The following is a 17,925-nucleotide window of genomic DNA, read 5'->3' as shown; positions in this document are numbered from 1 at the left end:
TTATGCTAAACACAATGCGTCGTCATGGAACTATATTGGCTATCTTTGCTGCCGGTACAACAGCGTTGAGTGCCGCAGTTTATACGCTGACTAAAGATACCATTGCCCAGCAAGCAGCTATTGTACAGAAACAGTTGCTTGACCAAGTCGTACCAACCAGCTTATATGATAATGATTTTGGCCAAGAGTGTTATCTTGTGGGTGCAGAAGCCGAACTCGGCAGTAAACAACCTCATCGACTCTACATTGCACGTAAAAATGGTGAACCTATTGCAGCAGCCCTTGAATCAACAGCACCTGATGGCTATTCAGGCGCGATACACTTATTGGTTGGGACTGATTTCAATGGGAACGTGTTAGGTGTTAGAGTAACGGAACACCATGAAACACCAGGGCTTGGCGATAAAATAGAAACACGAATTTCAAACTGGATCACCTTGCTTACAGGTAAAGTTGAGTCAGAACATGATCCTAAATGGGCAGTCAAAAAAGATGGCGGTGATTTTGATCAATTTACTGGCGCAACTATTACCCCTAGAGCGGTGGTTAATGCCACCAAACGTACGGCCACATTTATGCAAAAAATACCACAAAATCTATCAAACTATCCTATTTGTGGAGCTGAATAAACATGAGTGAATCTAAAGAACTTTTCGCACAAGGCTTATGGAAAAACAATTCGGCTCTTGTCCAACTTTTAGGTTTGTGTCCGCTACTAGCGGTTTCATCAACCGCCACTAATGCTCTTGGCCTGGGTCTTGCAACAACCTTAGTATTAGTTTGTACTAACGTCGCTGTCTCGGCATTTCGTCGTTGGGTGCCAGCTGAAATTCGTATTCCTATTTATGTTATGATCATTGCTTCAGTAGTTAGTGCCGTACAAATGTTGATCAACGCATATGCCTTTGGTTTATATGAATCTCTGGGGATCTTTATCCCTCTTATAGTTACTAATTGTATTGTCATTGGTCGTGCCGAAGCGTACGCTTCACGAAATCCTGTATCACTTTCTGCCATTGATGGTCTTGCGATGGGGTTAGGTGCTACTGCTGCACTATTTGTGCTTGGGGCTATGCGCGAAATACTCGGTAATGGGACTTTATTTGATGGCGCTGATTTATTATTGGGGTCATGGGCTAAATCACTACGAATTGAAGTGTTACACCTTGACTCGCCCTTTTTACTCGCTATGCTGCCACCGGGTGCTTTTATCGGTCTAGCTCTGATGCTTGCGGGCAAATATTTGATTGATGAAAAAATGAAAAAACGTGCCGTACTTAAATCAGGTGAACAACCTGAACGTGAATACCAAAAAGAACAAGGGTGCGGTAGCCATATTTCTAGATAAAATTGAATGTGAGTATGAATAAATCGAAACGTATTGAAATTTTAACTCGCCTGCGCGATAACAATCCAAATCCGACTACAGAGTTACAATTTAGCTCCCCTTTTGAATTGCTGATAGCGGTGTTGCTATCAGCCCAAGCAACTGATGTCAGCGTCAATAAAGCAACTGCTAAATTATATCCTGTTGCTAACACACCCGAAGCCATGTTAGCGCTAGGTGTTGATGGTCTAAAAGAGTACATCAAAACTATTGGCTTATTTAATACTAAAGCCGAAAGTGTCATCAAAACATGCAAAATACTCATCGAAAAGCATAACAGCCAAGTTCCCGAAGATCGTGAAGCACTAGAAGCGCTCCCTGGTGTTGGGCGTAAAACGGCCAATGTTGTCCTCAACACCGCTTTTGGCTGGCCGACCATTGCAGTGGATACCCATATTTTCCGCGTTAGTAATCGAACTAATTTTGCTCCTGGTAAAAATGTCGTCGAAGTTGAAGAAAAACTTTTAAAAGTCGTTCCAGCAGAATTTAAAGTTGATTGCCATCATTGGCTGATATTACATGGTCGCTATACTTGTATTGCCCGTAAACCACGTTGTGGTTCGTGTATTATCGAAGACTTATGTGAATTTAAAGATAAGGTCTACCCAGAAAATTAACTTAACACTGCTCCCAGTTATTTGTTACCTGTGCAAATTTTTTCTTGCCCTAAGACTTTGTCTTACGTAACAATGGGAGCCAAACTCAACCTCCATAAAAACGGTAAGTATGTTTCAAGACAACCCATTGCTCGCACAACTTAAACAGCAACTACACTCTCAAACGCCTCGCGTTGAGGGCTTAGTTAAAAGCACCGATAAAGGCTTCGGTTTCCTTGAGGTAGATGGTCAGAAAAGCTACTTTATCCCACCGCCTCAGATGAAAAAAGTGATGCATGGTGATCGCATCATCGCCGCCGTTCACACAGATAAAGATCGCGAATTCGCTGAACCTGAAGAGCTGGTTGAACCTTTTCTCAGCCGTTTTGTAGGAAGAATTCAAAAAAAAGATAATGATAACCGCTTATTCGTTATCCCTGATCACCCACTTCTGAAAGATGCTATCTCTTGCCGTCCTATAAAAGAAGTCACCCATGACTTTGTTCAAGGCGATTGGGTTGTTGCGCAGATGCGCCGCCACCCTTTAAAAGGCGATAAGGGTTTTTACGCAGACATCACTGAATTTATTACTGATGGTGAAGATCATTTTGCACCTTGGTGGGTAACATTACGCCGCCATCAACTCGACCGTGCAGAACCACAAATGGTTGACAGTGAGTGTGATGATGAAGGAATTGAGCGTGTTGACCTAACAGATTTGCATTTTGTCACTATCGATAGCGCAAGCACGGAAGATATGGACGATGCGCTGTATGTCGAAAGAACAGAAAGCGGTGATGTAAAACTGTATATCGCTATTGCTGATCCAACAAGTTACATCAAAAAAGACAGCAAGTTAGATAAACTGGCTTTAGCACGTTCTTATACTAACTATCTACCTGGCTTTAACATCCCAATGTTGCCTCGAGAGCTATCAGATAACCTCTGTTCTCTGCGCCCAAATGAGCGTCGCCCTGCACTGGTTTGTTGTACAACTATTTTAGAAGATGGTCGTATCGCTGATGACATTCAATTTTTCAGTGCATGGGTCGAGTCTAAATCGAAGTTAGTTTACGATGAGGTGTCTGATTGGATTGAAAAATCAGGCAGTTGGCAGCCGACTAACAGCACAGATAAGCAACAAATTGAGCTGCTAAAAGAAATGGCTGATAAGCGTCATCAATGGCGTCAACAAAATGCACTAGTGTTTAAAGATCGCCCAGACTATCGCTTCCTGTTAGATGATAAAGGCAACGTTATTGATATTATTGTTGAAAGCCGTCGAGCCGCCAATCGTATCGTTGAAGAAGCAATGATCACCGCTAACTTATGCGCAGCTATACAACTTAAAAATAGCTTAGGCTTTGGTGTGTTTAACGTTCATATGGGCTTTGAGCCTTTGCAAATTGAGCAAGTTGTGCAAACACTAAAAGATCATGGCATTGAAACGACAGCTGAATCTTTACTAACGCTTGAAGGGTTCCGCCAACTTCGCCGTCAATTGGATGCTCAGCCAACACAGTTCCTTGATAGCCGTATTCGTCGTTTTCAAACTTTCGCAGAAGTAAAAGGTGAGCCAGGCCCACACTTTGGACTAGGCTTTGATGCCTATGCCACATGGACCTCACCAATCCGTAAATATACGGATATTGTTAATCATCGCCTTCTGAAGTCAGTTATTGCAGGTAAACCTTCTACGGATAAGCCGACTGAAGAGCTCTCCCTAAAATTAGCTGAGCGCCGTCGAGCAAACCGTATGGCAGAACGCGATGTTGGTGATTGGTTGTATGCGCGTTTCTTGAAACCATTTGAAGGTACAGATAAAGCATTCCCAGCTGAAATCATTGATATTACTCGCGGTGGTGTTCGTGTTAGGTTAACTGATAACGGAGCTGTCGCATTTATACCCGCCCCATTCTTACATGCTGTTCGCGATGAAATTCAATGTAGCCAAGAAACCGGTAGCGTATTAATCAAGGGTGAACCAGCTTATCAACTCAACGATATTATTAATGTCAATATCGCTGAAGTGCGCATGGAAACGCGTAATATTGTTGCCCGTCCCGTTGCATAACCCATTTTAATGCTATAATTTTCATGTGCTACTGAACACTTTTCAGTAGCACATTATTTGCATTCTTTCGCATTTACCGTGTTTCACTCAGATATATTGCCCTTTTCTATATAAATTAATTCCCGATAATTCTGATTCGTATAATTACTGATTGTGATAATTTGGTTACAACCTTGAAACTAGGAGTCACTAAAATGAACACGACAAGTAAACGCGTTATGACATTTGCCCTTGCAGCTGTACTTGCAGTGAGTTTAAGCGCTTGCTCAAACATGTCAAAACGAGATAAGAATACTGCTGTTGGCGCGGGTGTTGGTGCTGTTGGCGGAGCGATCCTAACAGGTGGTAGCACACTTGGTACGGTGGGTGGCGCCGCAGTTGGTGGAATAATAGGACATCAAGTCGGAAAATAAGTTAATCAATGGATAAGGGGGTTGTTCCCCTTATCCAGCTTGTGTTGGATCATATCAAAACTTAGGCACTGACTATTTTCTATAATAAGAGCTTAAAAAGGCTATATAAATCAACCTCCAGCTAATTTAACATGATAGCCCTTAGCTTCAAGGAGTTGCTTAATCACATCTCGCTTATCGCCTTGAATCTCAATATCACCGTCTTTCACCGCACCACCGCAACCACATTTTTTCTTAAGTTCTGCGGCTAACTTAGCTAAGCCATCATCATCAAGATCTAGACCGGTAACGACACAAACGCCCTTACCTTTACGACCAGCCGTTTCACGGCGGATCCTAACGATACCATCGCCTTTCGGGCGTTGAGTTTTAGCTTTTTCTTCTTCGATACGCCCAATATCAGTGCTATAGACTAGGCGGCTGTTTGAATCACTCATGGCAACCCTTTATAGACTGATTAATTTGTTGTAAGGTCAACGCAGGATTTTCACTACGGGTAATTGGGCGGCCAATCACCATATAATCAACCCCTGCTTTCAATGCATCTTGCGGTGTCATAATACGACGCTGATCACCTACCTCACTACCAATCGGCCGAATACCCGGCGTAACGAGTTTAAAGTCAACGCCACACAATGATTTTAGCCTTGTCGCTTCATGTGCTGAACACACAACGCCATCTAAGCCACAATCTTTTGTCAGTAACGCTAAGCGTTCTGCATGCTCCGCAGGGGTTGCATTGATACCAACACCAACTAGGTCAGCCTGATCCATACTGGTCAAGACAGTGACCGCAGTTAATAATGGCGCTTCGTTGCCAAAAGGTTCAAGAGCCTGACGTGCCGCTTCCATCATACGACTACCGCCACCAGCGTGGACGTTAACCATCCAAACGCCCATTTCAGCAGCAGCAGCTACCGCACGAGCAACCGTATTTGGAATGTCATGAAATTTTAAATCAAGAAAAACATCAAAACCACGTTGATGTAGTGATCTAACAAATTGAGGGCCATTGAAAGTGAACATTTCTTTGCCTACTTTCAAACGACATTCACGCGGATCAATCAAATCAACAAATGCTAATGCTGCATTTGCATCCTCATAATCAAGCGCAACAATAACAGGTGAATGGGTTGATGCGCGAGCGTGGTTCTCAGATGAAGAAATCATTTCGTTATAGCCTTTAATCGTGTTTGGTAAGAAGTGACGCTGTCACTGACCATCCAACCCTCTAATCGGTTTGATTGTGTCCCATGAACGGCAGGATGGACAGTGCCAATATAGCGAATGCGAAGTAAAACCACATTTGTGGCAACGGTAATCAGGTTTAGTTCTTATTTGTTCACCTACCATTTTACGCAATAAAATTAAGCTTTCTTTTGCGCGGCCTTCCTCTGCCTCTTGTAGATGATAATCCATCAAACGGTAAAATAACCGCATTGTGGGATGACGTTGAATTTGATCATTAATATAACTTGCGGCAGCCTCATGGCTCTGCTTAGCAACAATAATATCCGCTAAATAGAGTTCAGCAATTGCCCCTGTATTGCCTGCGACGCATTGACGGAGGTACTCTTCCCATGCATCAATATCAGCGACTTTATGATAGCAATCATGCAATAAAGGCAAAGTTTCAGCAACGAGTTCCCTATCCTGTTCATAAACCTGTTTAAGGACAGCAATCGCTTTCTCATAATGAGATTGTTCAATAAAAATACGCCCTTTCATAATTGATACACGGGCACAGGTTTTATCAGCTTGCTCAGCTTTATTCAGTAGGCTCAAAGCACCATCAAGATCATCACTACCGAGATGTTGAATGGCTAGCTCACAATAAAAATGGGCAATATTTTCTCGCAATTCTTCATTGCCCAACTTAACCAATTTGGTTGCGGTATCGATAGCCTTGGTCCATTCACTGGTCAATTGAAAAATTGAAAGTAACGACTGCAATGCACTTTGTTTGAAATCAACTTCATCCGTCAGCTGTTGGAACATATTTTCAGCGCGATCATAAACTCCCGCAGCCATATAATCACGACCAAGCTGTTGAGTGGCTAAAAGCCGCTGCTCAAATGATAAAGCAGCACTTTCAACTAGAGATTGGTGAATACGGATAGCACGTTCTACTTCACCTCTAGAACGGAACAAATTTCCTAATGTCAGATGTGCCTCAAAGGCAGAGCTGTCTTCCTTTAACATATCAAGGAATAAATCGACAGCTTTATCCTGTTGATTTGACAAAAGAAAGTTGACGCCTGTTACATAGTCACGCGACAGGCGGTTAGCATGTTGCTGCTTGTCTTGTTGAGCGCTTCGGCGCCCCATATACCAACCATATGCAGCAGCGATTGGTAATAACAGAAACAGCAACTCAAACATATAAGGTTATTCCTTGCTTTTCTGTGCAACAATCTCTGTTGACTCAGAGAGTGTTTTATCGCCTGTACTTAATTGAGACTCAAGACGTTTAATTTTACGACGCGCATTTTTCAAACTAACGACAGCGCGTAAATAAAACAGGCCAGCCACTAACCAACCAAGCACAAACCCTACACCAAACAAAGAGGCTAAAAGTGAAGATACGGAGAAATCTCCCTGTGCAATCAGGTAGTTAAATGTAATAACCTGATTATTGCTTGAGCCTAGCGTTATTGAAATGATAAAAATGACAACAGCTAGTAATAAAATCAGAAAATATTTCACATTTTTTCCCGTTATCAGTTCTTATAAAAAACAAAATATCTACCTGATAAGGTAGCATTTATAGGGCATTCAGACAAAGTAATTTATCTTATACCCCCATTTAGCCGATAAGAGAGATCATGTTTTTACCACTTACGCCTAATACGAATTTGCTCTTGCAATATGCCACATGCAGCCATAGCAAGAATTGCACTTATTATAATAGAAACTATCACATCTGAAGGCCAATGCATTCCCAATAGCAAACGACTAAACACAATCCCTTCAGCCCAAATAGCAACGATGATAGCTAGCGCGAATTGACGACGCTGCCAAAAAAGACCAATCAACAACAAGGCCCAGCCTGCTGCAAATAAGACATGTCCTGATGGAAAAGAATACCCGGTTTCAACTTGCCAATGTTTGCGTTGCCATGAAGGAACTTGCTCATTTGACTTAACGAGTTCTTTTATAACATCAACACGCTGTTTTCTTTTTAACTCATAAAAATCCGAACTAGAAACATCATAAGTTTTCTCTAACCAAACAACATAAGGCCGTGGCTCTTGAAACGTATTTTTAACGACCCCTTTTATACCTTGACCTACTAATATGCAGCAGATCATCACTATTGCCCACTTAATCATATTTGTCTTCATCGGCCGACAGATAGCGAGCGCCAGAACTAATAAGACAACTGACGTTATCAAGCTATAGGGTAACCCTGCGGTTTCAGTGAGCCAATATAGCCACTTAAGTGACTCTGTACTTTCTGATGGATGCCACTGCCAACCTATCAGTGACATCATTGCAGGCGGAAGGATCAATAAAATTGAAAATGCAGATATCGAGTAAACAGTTTTATTCATTTAATGCTATTCCGAACGATAGGTTATGCATATTAATAAAATTAGATTCACAACTAATTAACTCTGCTATAGTAATATATCGTTGGCAGTGTGCAAATAAATGTCAACGCTCTATATACGAGTGCTAAACGTTATATAGCATCGATAAATGATTTTCTTATCGGTTAACGTTATTAATTATGTAAGAGTTACCCCAACTAATGAATGAAAATATGCAGCTAAAACGTATTGCAGAAGCCAAATTACCGACGCCTTTCGGCGAGTTTTTAATGGTAGGGTTTGAAGAGATTGCAACTGGTCGTGACCATGTCGCCTTAATTTTTGGTGATATTTCAGGCCCTGAGCCAGTCCTCAGTCGCATCCATTCAGAATGCTTAACCGGAGATGCATTATTCAGTTTACGCTGTGATTGTGGTTTCCAATTAGAAGCAGCGCTTTCGCAAATTAGTAAAGAAGGCCGAGGTGTGCTGCTCTATCATCGCCAAGAAGGCCGTAATATTGGCTTACTCAATAAGATCCGTGCATATGCATTACAAGATCAGGGTTTAGATACAGTTGAAGCTAATTTAAAACTCGGTTTCAAAGCTGATGAGCGCGATTTTACACTTTGTTCTGACATGTATAAGCTACTGGGGATTAATGAGGTTCGTTTATTAACCAATAATCCTAAAAAAATTGATATTATGCGTGAAGCGGGTATCAATGTGGTTGAGCGAGTTCCATTAATTGTTGGACGCAATCCAAGTAATGCTCACTATTTAGACGTGAAAGCGGAAAAAATGGGCCATATGCTCTTCAAACACCAATAACCCTTCTCAAATGGAAGAGCCAATAACAGTGCTCTTCCTTTTCTGATATTAAGCAAATAACCCACTGTTGTATTTGTTTAATCGATTGATGTATTCACTTTCAATTTATAAGGTTTATACTCATCAGACTTCAAGTTAAGTTTGTTTTCTGATAACAAGGAGCTACGGTGAACAACCTGCATTCTATCCAACGCATGAGAAGATTACGTAAATCCGAAAAAATGCGTGATTTATTTCAAGAAACACACCTCTCTATTAATGATTTATGTCTGCCGATCTTTGTTGAAGAAGGTTTGGATGATTATAAGCAAATAGCAAGCATGCCTGGTGTTGTGCGTATTCCTGAAAAACGTTTAGCTTATGAAATCGAACGTATTGCTAAAGCGGGTATAAAATCAGTGATGACATTTGGTGTTTCCCACCATCTCGATGAAACCGGTAGTGATTCATGGCAAGAAAATGGTCTTGTCGCCCGCATGTCTCGCATCTGTAAAGACACCGTACCTGAAATGATTGTGATGTCAGATACTTGTTTTTGCGAATACACTTCGCATGGACATTGTGGCGTAATGCACGGTGATGTTGTTGATAATGATACCACTATTCATAATTTAGGTTTGCAAGCAGTTGCTGCTGCTCGTGCTGGCGCGGACTTTATTGCGCCGTCGGCTGCGATGGATGGCCAAGTCGCCGCTATTCGTCATGCTCTTGATGCCGCTGGTTTTACAGATACCGCAATTATGTCTTACTCAACCAAGTTTGCATCTGCCCTCTATGGTCCATTTAGAGATGCAGCAGGTTCTTGCTTAAAAGGTGATCGTAAAACATATCAAATGAATCCAATGAATCGCCGTGAAGCGCTTCATGAGTCATTGATTGACGTGCAAGAAGGTGCAGATGCGTTGATGGTTAAACCTGCAGGTGCCTATTTGGATATCATTCGTGACCTACGTGAGTGCACAGAGCTCCCTATCGGGGCCTACCAAGTCAGTGGTGAATATGCACAAATTAAATTTGCTGCGATGGCTGGCGCTATTGATGAGACCCGTGTCACCTTGGAAACGTTGGGTTCAATTAAACGTGCGGGTGCAGATTTGATCTTCACCTATTTCGCGTTACAACTCGCTGAAGATAAAATATTATCATTAAAATAATGTCAACCTAGTTTATTGGCCCGCAAGATAGTTTATTGGCGGGCCTTTTTAACCTTTAATATTTACGCTTTTTGAGCAGCTAGTTGCTCGGTCAAACGTTCGACATAGTTTGCAGCAATACGTGGCTCATGCACGCCAGTGATCATCAAAAGCTGTTTGTCAGTCGTTGTGTTGGCAACCACCCCCCAAGAACTAATATCATCCCGTGTTTGATACATTTCTACCGGATCAGTCGATTTTTCAGGTAATGGGACAATAGAGTCACTTTTATCTAGCGCAACAATTTCAAACGAAACATAGTCTGCATTGCGCCCTAATGGGAATTCTTTATCAACGAATAAACGTAGGTCAAATACCTCAGTTTCTGGCGTTTGCATCACAATGGAGTACAAGTTAGGAATATGCTCAAGGATATCTCTGATTTCCTCTTTATAGCGATGACTTGAAGAGGTGCTCACTAGAATATCCGCTGCCCATAGTGCACCTTTGTAAAAATCAGTTGCGTTAATATCTGCCATGTATTCTTCCTTTACGTTGCATAATTTCATTGGTTGCTATCACAAAATGGCAATTAGCAACCCGGCATTCATTCAGCTAATTTAAAACAATTCGAAGTACTATTCTTTACTGCTATAAAAAAGTTAAACACATCTCTTTCCGGTAACGAAATTTTTAAGCTAAATTTTTCATAAAAAAGCCAAAATATTTTCATTTTTATGACGCGTTACTAATTTGGCTTAAAAATCTTTTCCTGTATAACAATCATAACCTGAATTAAATGGCCTAATATTGCGAAATAACAATAAAAAACGCCCACAGGGCAAACACATATGGGCGTTTTCGTTTAATTGCTGAAAATTAATGCAACATTTGGCGGATCACATAATGCAAGATCCCACCATGGCGGTAATATTCCATTTCCGTTGCGGTATCAATACGGCAACGAGTCGCAATTTCTTGTACATGACCATCACCATAAGTGATTTTCACCACGATATGTTGGCCTGGTTCAATCGATTGTAGATATTCAACATCTATACGCTCATCACCTTTTAGGTTTAGTGTCTTACGCGTTGTTCCCTGAGGAAACTCCAACGGTATTACCCCCATACCGATTAAGTTTGAGCGATGAATACGTTCATAGGACTCGGCAATGACTACCCGAACACCTAATAAGTTAGTTCCTTTAGCTGCCCAGTCACGACTTGAACCTGAACCATACTCCTTACCTGCGATAATGGCTAACGGGCGATTTTCTTCTTGATACAACATCGCTGCATCATAAATCGCCATTTGTTTACCACTTGGAATATGTTTTGTATAACCCCCTTCAACTCCAGGCACCATTTCATTGCGAATACGAATATTCGCGAATGTTCCACGCATCATAACCTCATGGTTACCACGGCGGGAGCCATATGAGTTAAAGTCAGCCGCTGCAACACCATGCTCTTGTAAATAACGTCCAGCAGGGCTGTCAGCTTTGATATTACCTGCTGGAGAGATATGGTCAGTAGTCACTGAGTCGCCTAAAATAGCCAGTATATTTGCGCCATGAATATCTTTTACTATTTCTGGGGTAACCTTCATACCTTCAAAGAACGGTGGATGGCGAATATAAGTTGAATCTTCCTGCCAATGATAGGTTGCAGAGCTTTCAACGTCTAAAGCCTGCCATGCTTCATCACCATCGAAAACTGCACTGTATTCTTTACGGAACATATCTGTTTTAACTTTTTCAACTGCTTGGGCAATTTCAGCACTTGATGGCCAAATATCTTTCAAATAAACATCATGACCTTGTGTATCCTTACCTAAAGGATCTGTTTTGACATTGATATTCATATTACCCGCTAATGCATAAGCAACCACCAGCGGTGGTGACGCTAACCAATTGGTTTTTACTAACGGGTGAATACGGCCTTCAAAGTTACGGTTACCTGATAAAACAGCACCAACCGTTAAATCAGCTTGTTTGATGGCATGCTCAATTGGTTCAGGTAAAGGACCTGAGTTACCAATACAAGTTGTACAACCATAGCCCACTAGATTAAATCCTAATTGGTCTAAGTATGGTGTGAGTCCTGCTAGTGCCAAGTAATCAGTCACAACTTTTGATCCCGGCGCTAATGATGATTTTACCCATGGCTGACGAGCTAAGCCCTTTTCCACAGCTTTCTTCGCTAATAGACCTGCCGCCATTAAAACACTTGGGTTAGACGTATTGGTACAAGAGGTAATGGCAGCGATCACAACGGCCCCATCTTTCATTTCAAAATGTTGCCCTTGATACTCAACAGCTGGATGTGCAGCTTTATCTTTCTTATTAAGTTCTAATTCAATTGCCGCTTGAAATGCTTTCGGTACTTGGCTCAGTTCAACACGATCTTGTGGGCGTTTTGGCCCTGCCAAACTGGATTCAACCGTCGACATATCCAACGCTAGTGTGCTGGTAAAAATAGGCTCATCACCTTGATGACGCCATAGCCCCTGCTCTTTACTATAAGCTTCAACCAGCGCTATTTCTTGCTCACTACGCCCTGTTAATTTCATATAACCCAGTGTCACTTCATCAACAGGGAAGAAACCACAAGTTGCCCCATATTCAGGAGACATATTGGCGATAGTTGCTCTATCGGCCAACGGTAAGTCAGCCAGACCATCACCATAGAACTCAACAAACTTACCGACAACACCATGTTTACGTAACATTTGAGTTACAGTTAAAACTAAATCTGTTGCCGTAATGCCTTCGGCTAATTTTCCGGTTAATTTAAAGCCAACTACATCAGGGATCAACATAGAGACAGGCTGACCTAGCATAGCAGCTTCCGCCTCAATCCCTCCGACTCCCCAACCTAATACACCAAGACCATTTATCATGGTGGTATGGGAGTCCGTACCCACTAAGGTGTCTGGGTAAGCAAACAGTTTGCCATCAATTTCCTCGTACCACACCGCCTTACCAAGGTATTCTAAGTTGACCTGATGACAAATACCGGTTCCCGGTGGCACAACCCGAAAACGATTGAATGCTTTTTGCCCCCAACGTAGAAACAAGTAACGTTCATGGTTACGCTTCATTTCAATTTCAACGTTATCATCGAAGGCATTATTTGTTGCGAACTCGTCTACCATCACAGAGTGGTCAATAACCAAATCAACTGGTGATAAAGGGTTGACCTGTTCGACATTCCCTCCTAACGATTTAACCGCTTCTCGCATTGCAGCAAGGTCAACCACAGCCGGTACACCGGTAAAATCCTGCATCAATACACGAGCAGGCCGATAAGCAATTTCTCGGTTGGCGTGCCCCGTTTTTTGCCAATCAATAATCGCTTGCAGATCAGCTTCAACCACCGACTTGCCATCAATATTTCGCAATAAATTTTCGAGTAGCACTTTAAGGGATTTGGGTAATTTTGAGGCATCACCGAGTTGCTTAGTCGCAATCGGTAAACTGAAGTAATTATAGAGCTTGCTTCCGACACTGAGTGTTGCTGCACTCTGCGTTTTTAGACTCAACGACATAACTCCTCCTTGGTTTTTATGATGATTATCGGTCATCTTATATACCTAGCAAATGACAAAAGATTTGTTAAGTACTTGTAATTATAGTTGCAATAATTATTTACTTTATGGATTTTGTGTCAAATCCACAAATTTATTGTACTTACTATCCAAAAAAGAATAATTATGAGGGGGAGATGTAAGAAATAAAGGCGAGTTTTGATGGATCCAAACGTGGACCCATCGTGGAAAAAAGCAGTCGGCTATACGATTGGTAATTTGATGTCCTTAAACATCTCTTCAATATCTTCATTATTACGCAGGGCAATCGCTTTATCGACAACATCACGGGTTAAATGAGGTGCAAAACGCCAAATAAAATCATACATATAACTCCGCAAGAAACTGGTTCGTTTAAAACCAATTTTCGTGGTGCTGTAACTAAACTTATCGCGCATATCAATCACCACGAGATCGCTATCCAGTTCAGGGTTAACTGCCATACTGGCAATAATACCAATACCGAGCCCAAGTCTGACATAAGTTTTAATCACATCAGCATCTGTTGCCGTAAAAATAATTTTAGGTTCAAGACCTGCTTTTTGGAACGCGACATCTAACTCAGAACGCCCCGTAAAACCATGGGTATATGTTACGATTTGATATTGAGCGACATCTTCAATAGTCACATTTTTCTTTTCTGCTAGTGGATGCCCTTTTTGCACAACCACGCAACGGTTCCAATGGTAGCAAGGTAGCATGATCAAATCGCTGTACAGATGTAGTGCTTCAGTGGCTATAGCAAAATCACTATTTCCCTTGCAAACCTCTTCTGCTATTTGGGTTGGTGACCCTTGCTGCATATGTAGTGAAACATGTGGGTAGCGTTCAATAAAACCTTTGATCACTGGAGGTAACGCATAGCGTGCTTGGGTGTGTGTCGTCGCAATATGTAATGTGCCTTTGTCAGGGTAAGTGTGTTCCCCTGCTACAGAACGGATGGCTTCAATTTTAGAGAGAACCTCACGAGAAATACGGATCACTTCTTCACCCGCAGGTGTGACATGTGTTAGGTGTTTGCCACTACGGGCAAAAATTTGAATACCTAACTCATCTTCAAGCATTCTCACTTGTTTACTGATACCAGGCTGCGAGGTAAATAACCCTTCAGCGGTTGAAGAGACATTCAAGTCATGATTAACCACTTCAACAATATAACGTAATTGCTGTAATTTCATATTGAGATCCACCTCTATAGAGCGGCAAAGAATTTGCTATAGCTAAAAATTATTACTTATAATTAAAAACTATATATAACTAATTTAATATAACCAATATATCATCATTCCGCACCGTGTGAATAGCTGGATGATAAAATTTCACCTAAGTTAATTTATGCTGAAATGATTCATATATGAAATTAGTAAGAAAATGAAAAGATACAACCCACGTTTCACGATCTATGATTGAATAAGTACTTAAAGGTTTGGCAAAAATGGAAATTAAGAAGAGAGGATATTACATGCAGAAAAAAATATTGGCGCTGTTAATTGGTATGTCAACGATTGCTATGGCACCTTCCCTCCATGCGAAAGAAGTTTCCTATGGAAATCAAAAGATTGTATTATCTGATAATATCGTTTCAGGGGATGATTTTTATCGTTATGTGAATCAGGATTGGATCAGTAAAGCCAAAATTCCAACCGGTATGCCAAGGATCAACTCATTTGTTGAACTGTACCTAAATACAGAAAAACAGCTACAAACGATTATTGATGAATTACAAAATACACCTGAAAGCGCTCTCAATCATAATCAACGTAATATTCGTAATCTCTATAAAAGTTACTTAAATGAAGATGCAATTGAAAAAATAGGCATCGCACCACTCAAAGGCGATCTTGATGCCATCAGCAGTGCAAAAAATCACAATGATATAAATAAGTTAATGGCTCAACCTGCTTATACCCCATTTATTTCTTATTGGGTTGATCTTGATGCTAAACAACCTGATACCTATGTTTTATATCTTGGTCAAGGTGGTTTAGGTTTACCAAATCGCAATTATTACCTAGACAAAACACCGCAAATGGAAGAGATCCGCAAAAACTATATTGCCTATATAGCAACGATCTTAAAACTCTCCGGTGAAAAAGATGTAGAAAAAAAAGCACAACAAATTTTTGACCTAGAAAAATCAATGGCTGAAGTCCATTGGAGCCCTGAAGCACGTCGTGACACTATTAAGAATTACCATCCTATGACGTTAGATGAAATGAAAAAATTCACTAAAGGGTTCGAATGGAATAGTTTTATTAATCAGTGGCAGCTTTCAAACAAACAGTTGAATAAAATTATTGTTGAAAGTGATAGTGCTGTTGAACAACTCGCTAAAATTTACGCTAATACCCCAGTATCAACACTACAAGACTATTTACGTTTCCATTATTTAAGTGACCAAGCTCCTTATTTAAATCGCGACTATTCTGACGCTCGTTTTGACTTTTATTCACGTAAATTAAATGGTGTTGAGAAACAAAGAACTCGTAAAGAACGTGCCCTTGAAACCGTTAATCGCTTACAAGGCGAACCTATGGGGCAAATCTATGTTGAGAAGTACTTTAATCCTGAATCCAAAGCAAAAATTACTGATTTAGTCAGCTATGTAAGGGGCACATTTAAGACGCGATTAGCAAAAAATGATTGGATGGATGAGCCAACTCGCCAAGAAGCACTCAAAAAACTCGATCAATTTACCGTTAAGGTTGGCTACCCTGATAAATGGCATGATTTTAGTGATATTAATTTAAAGCCTGATAATTTGATTAATAACTATAAGCAAATGCTTAGTTGGTCTTATAACGATGATATGGGCAAAATTGGTCAGCCAGTACGTCAATGGGAATGGGGAATGACGCCTCAAACCATCAATGCTTACTTCAACCCTGTACAAAATGAAATTGTCTTCCCTGCTGCAATATTACAGGCACCATTCTTTGATCCTAATGTTGACCCAGCCTACAACTATGGTGCTATCGGAGCGGTTATCGGCCATGAAATGGGTCATGGGTTCGATGACCAAGGCAGCCTTTACGATGGTACAGGCCAACTACGTAATTGGTGGAGTGACACCGCTAAAGAACATTTTAAACAGAAAACTGACAAATTAGTCGCACAATATGATGGTTTCACTGTTGATGACCAAAAAGTGAATGGTCAATTAACGTTAGGTGAAAATATTGGTGACTTAGGTGGACTTAATATCGCCCTAAGTGCTTATAAGCAATTTGTGAAAGAAAACTATCCTAATGGCGAAGCACCAATTATTGATGGAACAACTGGGCTACAACGCTTCTTTATCTCTTGGGCAAGAACATGGCAAGAATTGTCGAACAAAGAATCTGAACGTAACAAAATCCTCACTGACCCACATAGTCCAAACCAATTCCGTGCAAATGGTGTTGTACGCAATATGGATGAGTGGTATCAAACCTTTGGCGTTGATAAAAACAATAAATTGTACCTAGAACCGGAGCAACGTATTCGTATTTGGTAACGAAAACAGCCATAACTGTATATTTATACAGTTATTAGGTAAATCGATACCTACTTGTTGATAAAAATAAATAACATTTTATTTTCAATAAATTAAAGGCGCTGAGTTATTCAGCGCCTTTTTAATAAAGTTAACGTATTAGCCGATTTCAAATAAAACTGTTTTTATATACAGTATTTTTATTTAATAACCCCACAGGCCATACGAGCACCACCACCGCCTAATGCTTCAGGATGATCAGAATAATTATCGCCCCCTACGTGTACCATAATGGCATGACCCTCTACCGCTTTAAGGTCCTTTAAGCGTGGCGCTAACACTGCATAATCTGCATTACCTTTAGCATCAACAACTAGCCCCGGTAAATCACCTAAATGCCCTGTTTTATCATAAGGGCCTTTATGCACCCCTGTTTTTTCAGGATCTAAATGTCCACCTGCCTTTAATGCAGGAACCATTTTGCCGTCTTTTTCACCTGCATTGCAGCTAGGATTTTCATGGATATGGAACCCATGTACACCAGGCGCTAACCCCGTTAGTTTTGGTGTAAATACTAACCCATAATCGGTTTCAGAGATCACAACCTCACCAATTGGTTTTCCTTCACCTTGTGCTGTTGCTTCTTTCAATTCTACCGTTTTTTCAGCTGCATTGGCTGCGAATGCCGTGAGCAAACCTGCTAATAAACATATTTTGAATTTCATTCAACCTCCAGTTGTGGCCGTGTCATGTCGCTTATAAATAATAGCTATATACAGAATAGCAAACACACACTGAATTGTTTTGCAGTTAACAGCATAAATAGAGCATTAACATAAATAGGTAGGTTTTTAAGACAGTTCCTCATCAAGAGGTATAAGCAAAATAATGTG

General features: G+C 40.9%; 17 protein-coding genes. 8 read left to right on the top strand and 9 right to left on the bottom strand.

Annotation, left to right across the window (positions count from 1 at the left end; all coding sequences use genetic code 11):
• Positions 1–2: 2 nt before the first annotated feature.
• From rsxG to osmB, 5 genes are all read left to right on the top strand, one after another.
• Positions 3–629, top strand: a complete 627-nt coding sequence (rsxG, locus tag AC3Z9T_RS03880; protein WP_490124880.1) for an electron transport complex subunit RsxG — start codon at positions 3–5, stop codon at positions 627–629.
• A 2-nt stretch (positions 630–631) separates the two neighbouring features.
• Positions 632–1,348, top strand: coding sequence for an electron transport complex subunit E (locus AC3Z9T_RS03875; RefSeq protein WP_490124879.1), 717 nt, complete (start codon positions 632–634; stop codon positions 1,346–1,348).
• A 14-nt stretch (positions 1,349–1,362) separates the two neighbouring features.
• Positions 1,363–2,004, top strand: coding sequence for an endonuclease III (nth, locus tag AC3Z9T_RS03870; protein WP_490124878.1), 642 nt, complete (start codon positions 1,363–1,365; stop codon positions 2,002–2,004).
• Positions 2,005–2,113: 109 nt separating this feature from the next.
• Positions 2,114–4,057, top strand: a complete 1,944-nt coding sequence (locus AC3Z9T_RS03865; RefSeq protein WP_490124877.1) for an exoribonuclease II — start codon at positions 2,114–2,116, stop codon at positions 4,055–4,057.
• A 194-nt stretch (positions 4,058–4,251) separates the two neighbouring features.
• Entirely contained in the window at positions 4,252–4,470 is a 219-nt protein-coding gene (gene osmB, locus AC3Z9T_RS03860) for an osmotically-inducible lipoprotein OsmB (RefSeq protein ID WP_490124876.1), read from the top strand.
• Between the two features lie 110 nt (positions 4,471–4,580).
• On the opposite strand, the gene yciH is transcribed toward osmB, so the two are convergent.
• The 5 genes from yciH to pgpB form a co-directional block, all read right to left on the bottom strand.
• Positions 4,581–4,907 (bottom strand): stress response translation initiation inhibitor YciH, encoded by a 327-nt coding sequence (gene yciH / locus AC3Z9T_RS03855; RefSeq protein ID WP_490124875.1) that lies wholly within the window; start codon positions 4,905–4,907, stop codon positions 4,581–4,583.
• On the bottom strand, positions 4,900–5,640 hold the full coding sequence (pyrF, locus tag AC3Z9T_RS03850; protein WP_490124874.1) for an orotidine-5'-phosphate decarboxylase: 741 nt from the start codon (positions 5,638–5,640) through the stop codon (positions 4,900–4,902). Before pyrF ends, yciH begins: the two co-directional genes overlap by 8 nt.
• Positions 5,641–5,682: 42 nt before the next feature.
• Positions 5,683–6,852 (bottom strand): lipopolysaccharide assembly protein LapB, encoded by a 1,170-nt coding sequence (lapB, locus tag AC3Z9T_RS03845; RefSeq protein WP_490124873.1) that lies wholly within the window; start codon positions 6,850–6,852, stop codon positions 5,683–5,685.
• Between the two features lie 6 nt (positions 6,853–6,858).
• Complete coding sequence (locus AC3Z9T_RS03840) at positions 6,859–7,176, bottom strand: LapA family protein (protein WP_490124872.1); 318 nt, start codon at positions 7,174–7,176, stop codon at positions 6,859–6,861.
• Positions 7,177–7,301: 125 nt separating this feature from the next.
• The gene (gene pgpB / locus AC3Z9T_RS03835) at positions 7,302–8,024 is read right to left on the bottom strand and encodes a phosphatidylglycerophosphatase B (RefSeq protein WP_490124871.1); all 723 of its coding nucleotides are present in this window, start codon (positions 8,022–8,024) and stop codon (positions 7,302–7,304) included.
• A gap of 212 nt (positions 8,025–8,236) precedes the next feature.
• Here pgpB and ribA point away from each other — a divergent pair, with 212 nt between their 5' ends.
• Together ribA and hemB are read left to right on the top strand one after the other, a co-directional pair.
• Positions 8,237–8,833, top strand: a complete 597-nt coding sequence (ribA, locus tag AC3Z9T_RS03830; protein WP_490125137.1) for a GTP cyclohydrolase II — start codon at positions 8,237–8,239, stop codon at positions 8,831–8,833.
• Positions 8,834–9,000: 167 nt separating this feature from the next.
• Positions 9,001–9,987 (top strand): porphobilinogen synthase, encoded by a 987-nt coding sequence (gene hemB / locus AC3Z9T_RS03825; RefSeq protein ID WP_490124870.1) that lies wholly within the window; start codon positions 9,001–9,003, stop codon positions 9,985–9,987.
• Between the two features lie 62 nt (positions 9,988–10,049).
• On the opposite strand, the gene AC3Z9T_RS03820 is transcribed toward hemB, so the two are convergent.
• From AC3Z9T_RS03820 to cysB, 3 genes are all read right to left on the bottom strand, one after another.
• Positions 10,050–10,505 carry a hypothetical protein gene (locus AC3Z9T_RS03820; RefSeq protein WP_490124869.1) on the bottom strand — a complete coding sequence of 152 codons (456 nt, stop codon included), beginning with the start codon at positions 10,503–10,505 and terminating at the stop codon, positions 10,050–10,052.
• 340 nt (positions 10,506–10,845) lie between these two features.
• Complete coding sequence (acnA, locus tag AC3Z9T_RS03815; RefSeq protein ID WP_490124868.1) at positions 10,846–13,518, bottom strand: aconitate hydratase AcnA; 2,673 nt, start codon at positions 13,516–13,518, stop codon at positions 10,846–10,848.
• Positions 13,519–13,760: 242 nt separating this feature from the next.
• Positions 13,761–14,735 carry an HTH-type transcriptional regulator CysB gene (gene cysB / locus AC3Z9T_RS03810; protein WP_490124867.1) on the bottom strand — a complete coding sequence of 325 codons (975 nt, stop codon included), beginning with the start codon at positions 14,733–14,735 and terminating at the stop codon, positions 13,761–13,763.
• A 284-nt stretch (positions 14,736–15,019) separates the two neighbouring features.
• On the opposite strand from cysB, the gene AC3Z9T_RS03805 reads away from it, so the two are divergent.
• A complete protein-coding gene (locus AC3Z9T_RS03805; RefSeq protein ID WP_490124866.1) occupies positions 15,020–17,053 on the top strand; it encodes a M13 family metallopeptidase in 2,034 nt (677 codons plus the stop codon).
• A gap of 179 nt (positions 17,054–17,232) precedes the next feature.
• Here the strand turns inward: AC3Z9T_RS03805 and sodC are convergent, their stop codons facing one another.
• Positions 17,233–17,757: a superoxide dismutase [Cu-Zn] SodC gene (gene sodC / locus AC3Z9T_RS03800; protein ID WP_490124865.1), complete on the bottom strand. Its 525-nt coding sequence runs from the start codon at positions 17,755–17,757 to the stop codon at positions 17,233–17,235.
• Between the last annotated feature and the right edge of the window lie 168 nt (positions 17,758–17,925).

Source organism: Providencia sp. 6390 (assembly GCF_058148425.1).
The sequence above is the reverse complement of the archived record's forward strand: the minus strand, read 5'-3'. Positions and strand labels throughout refer to the sequence as shown.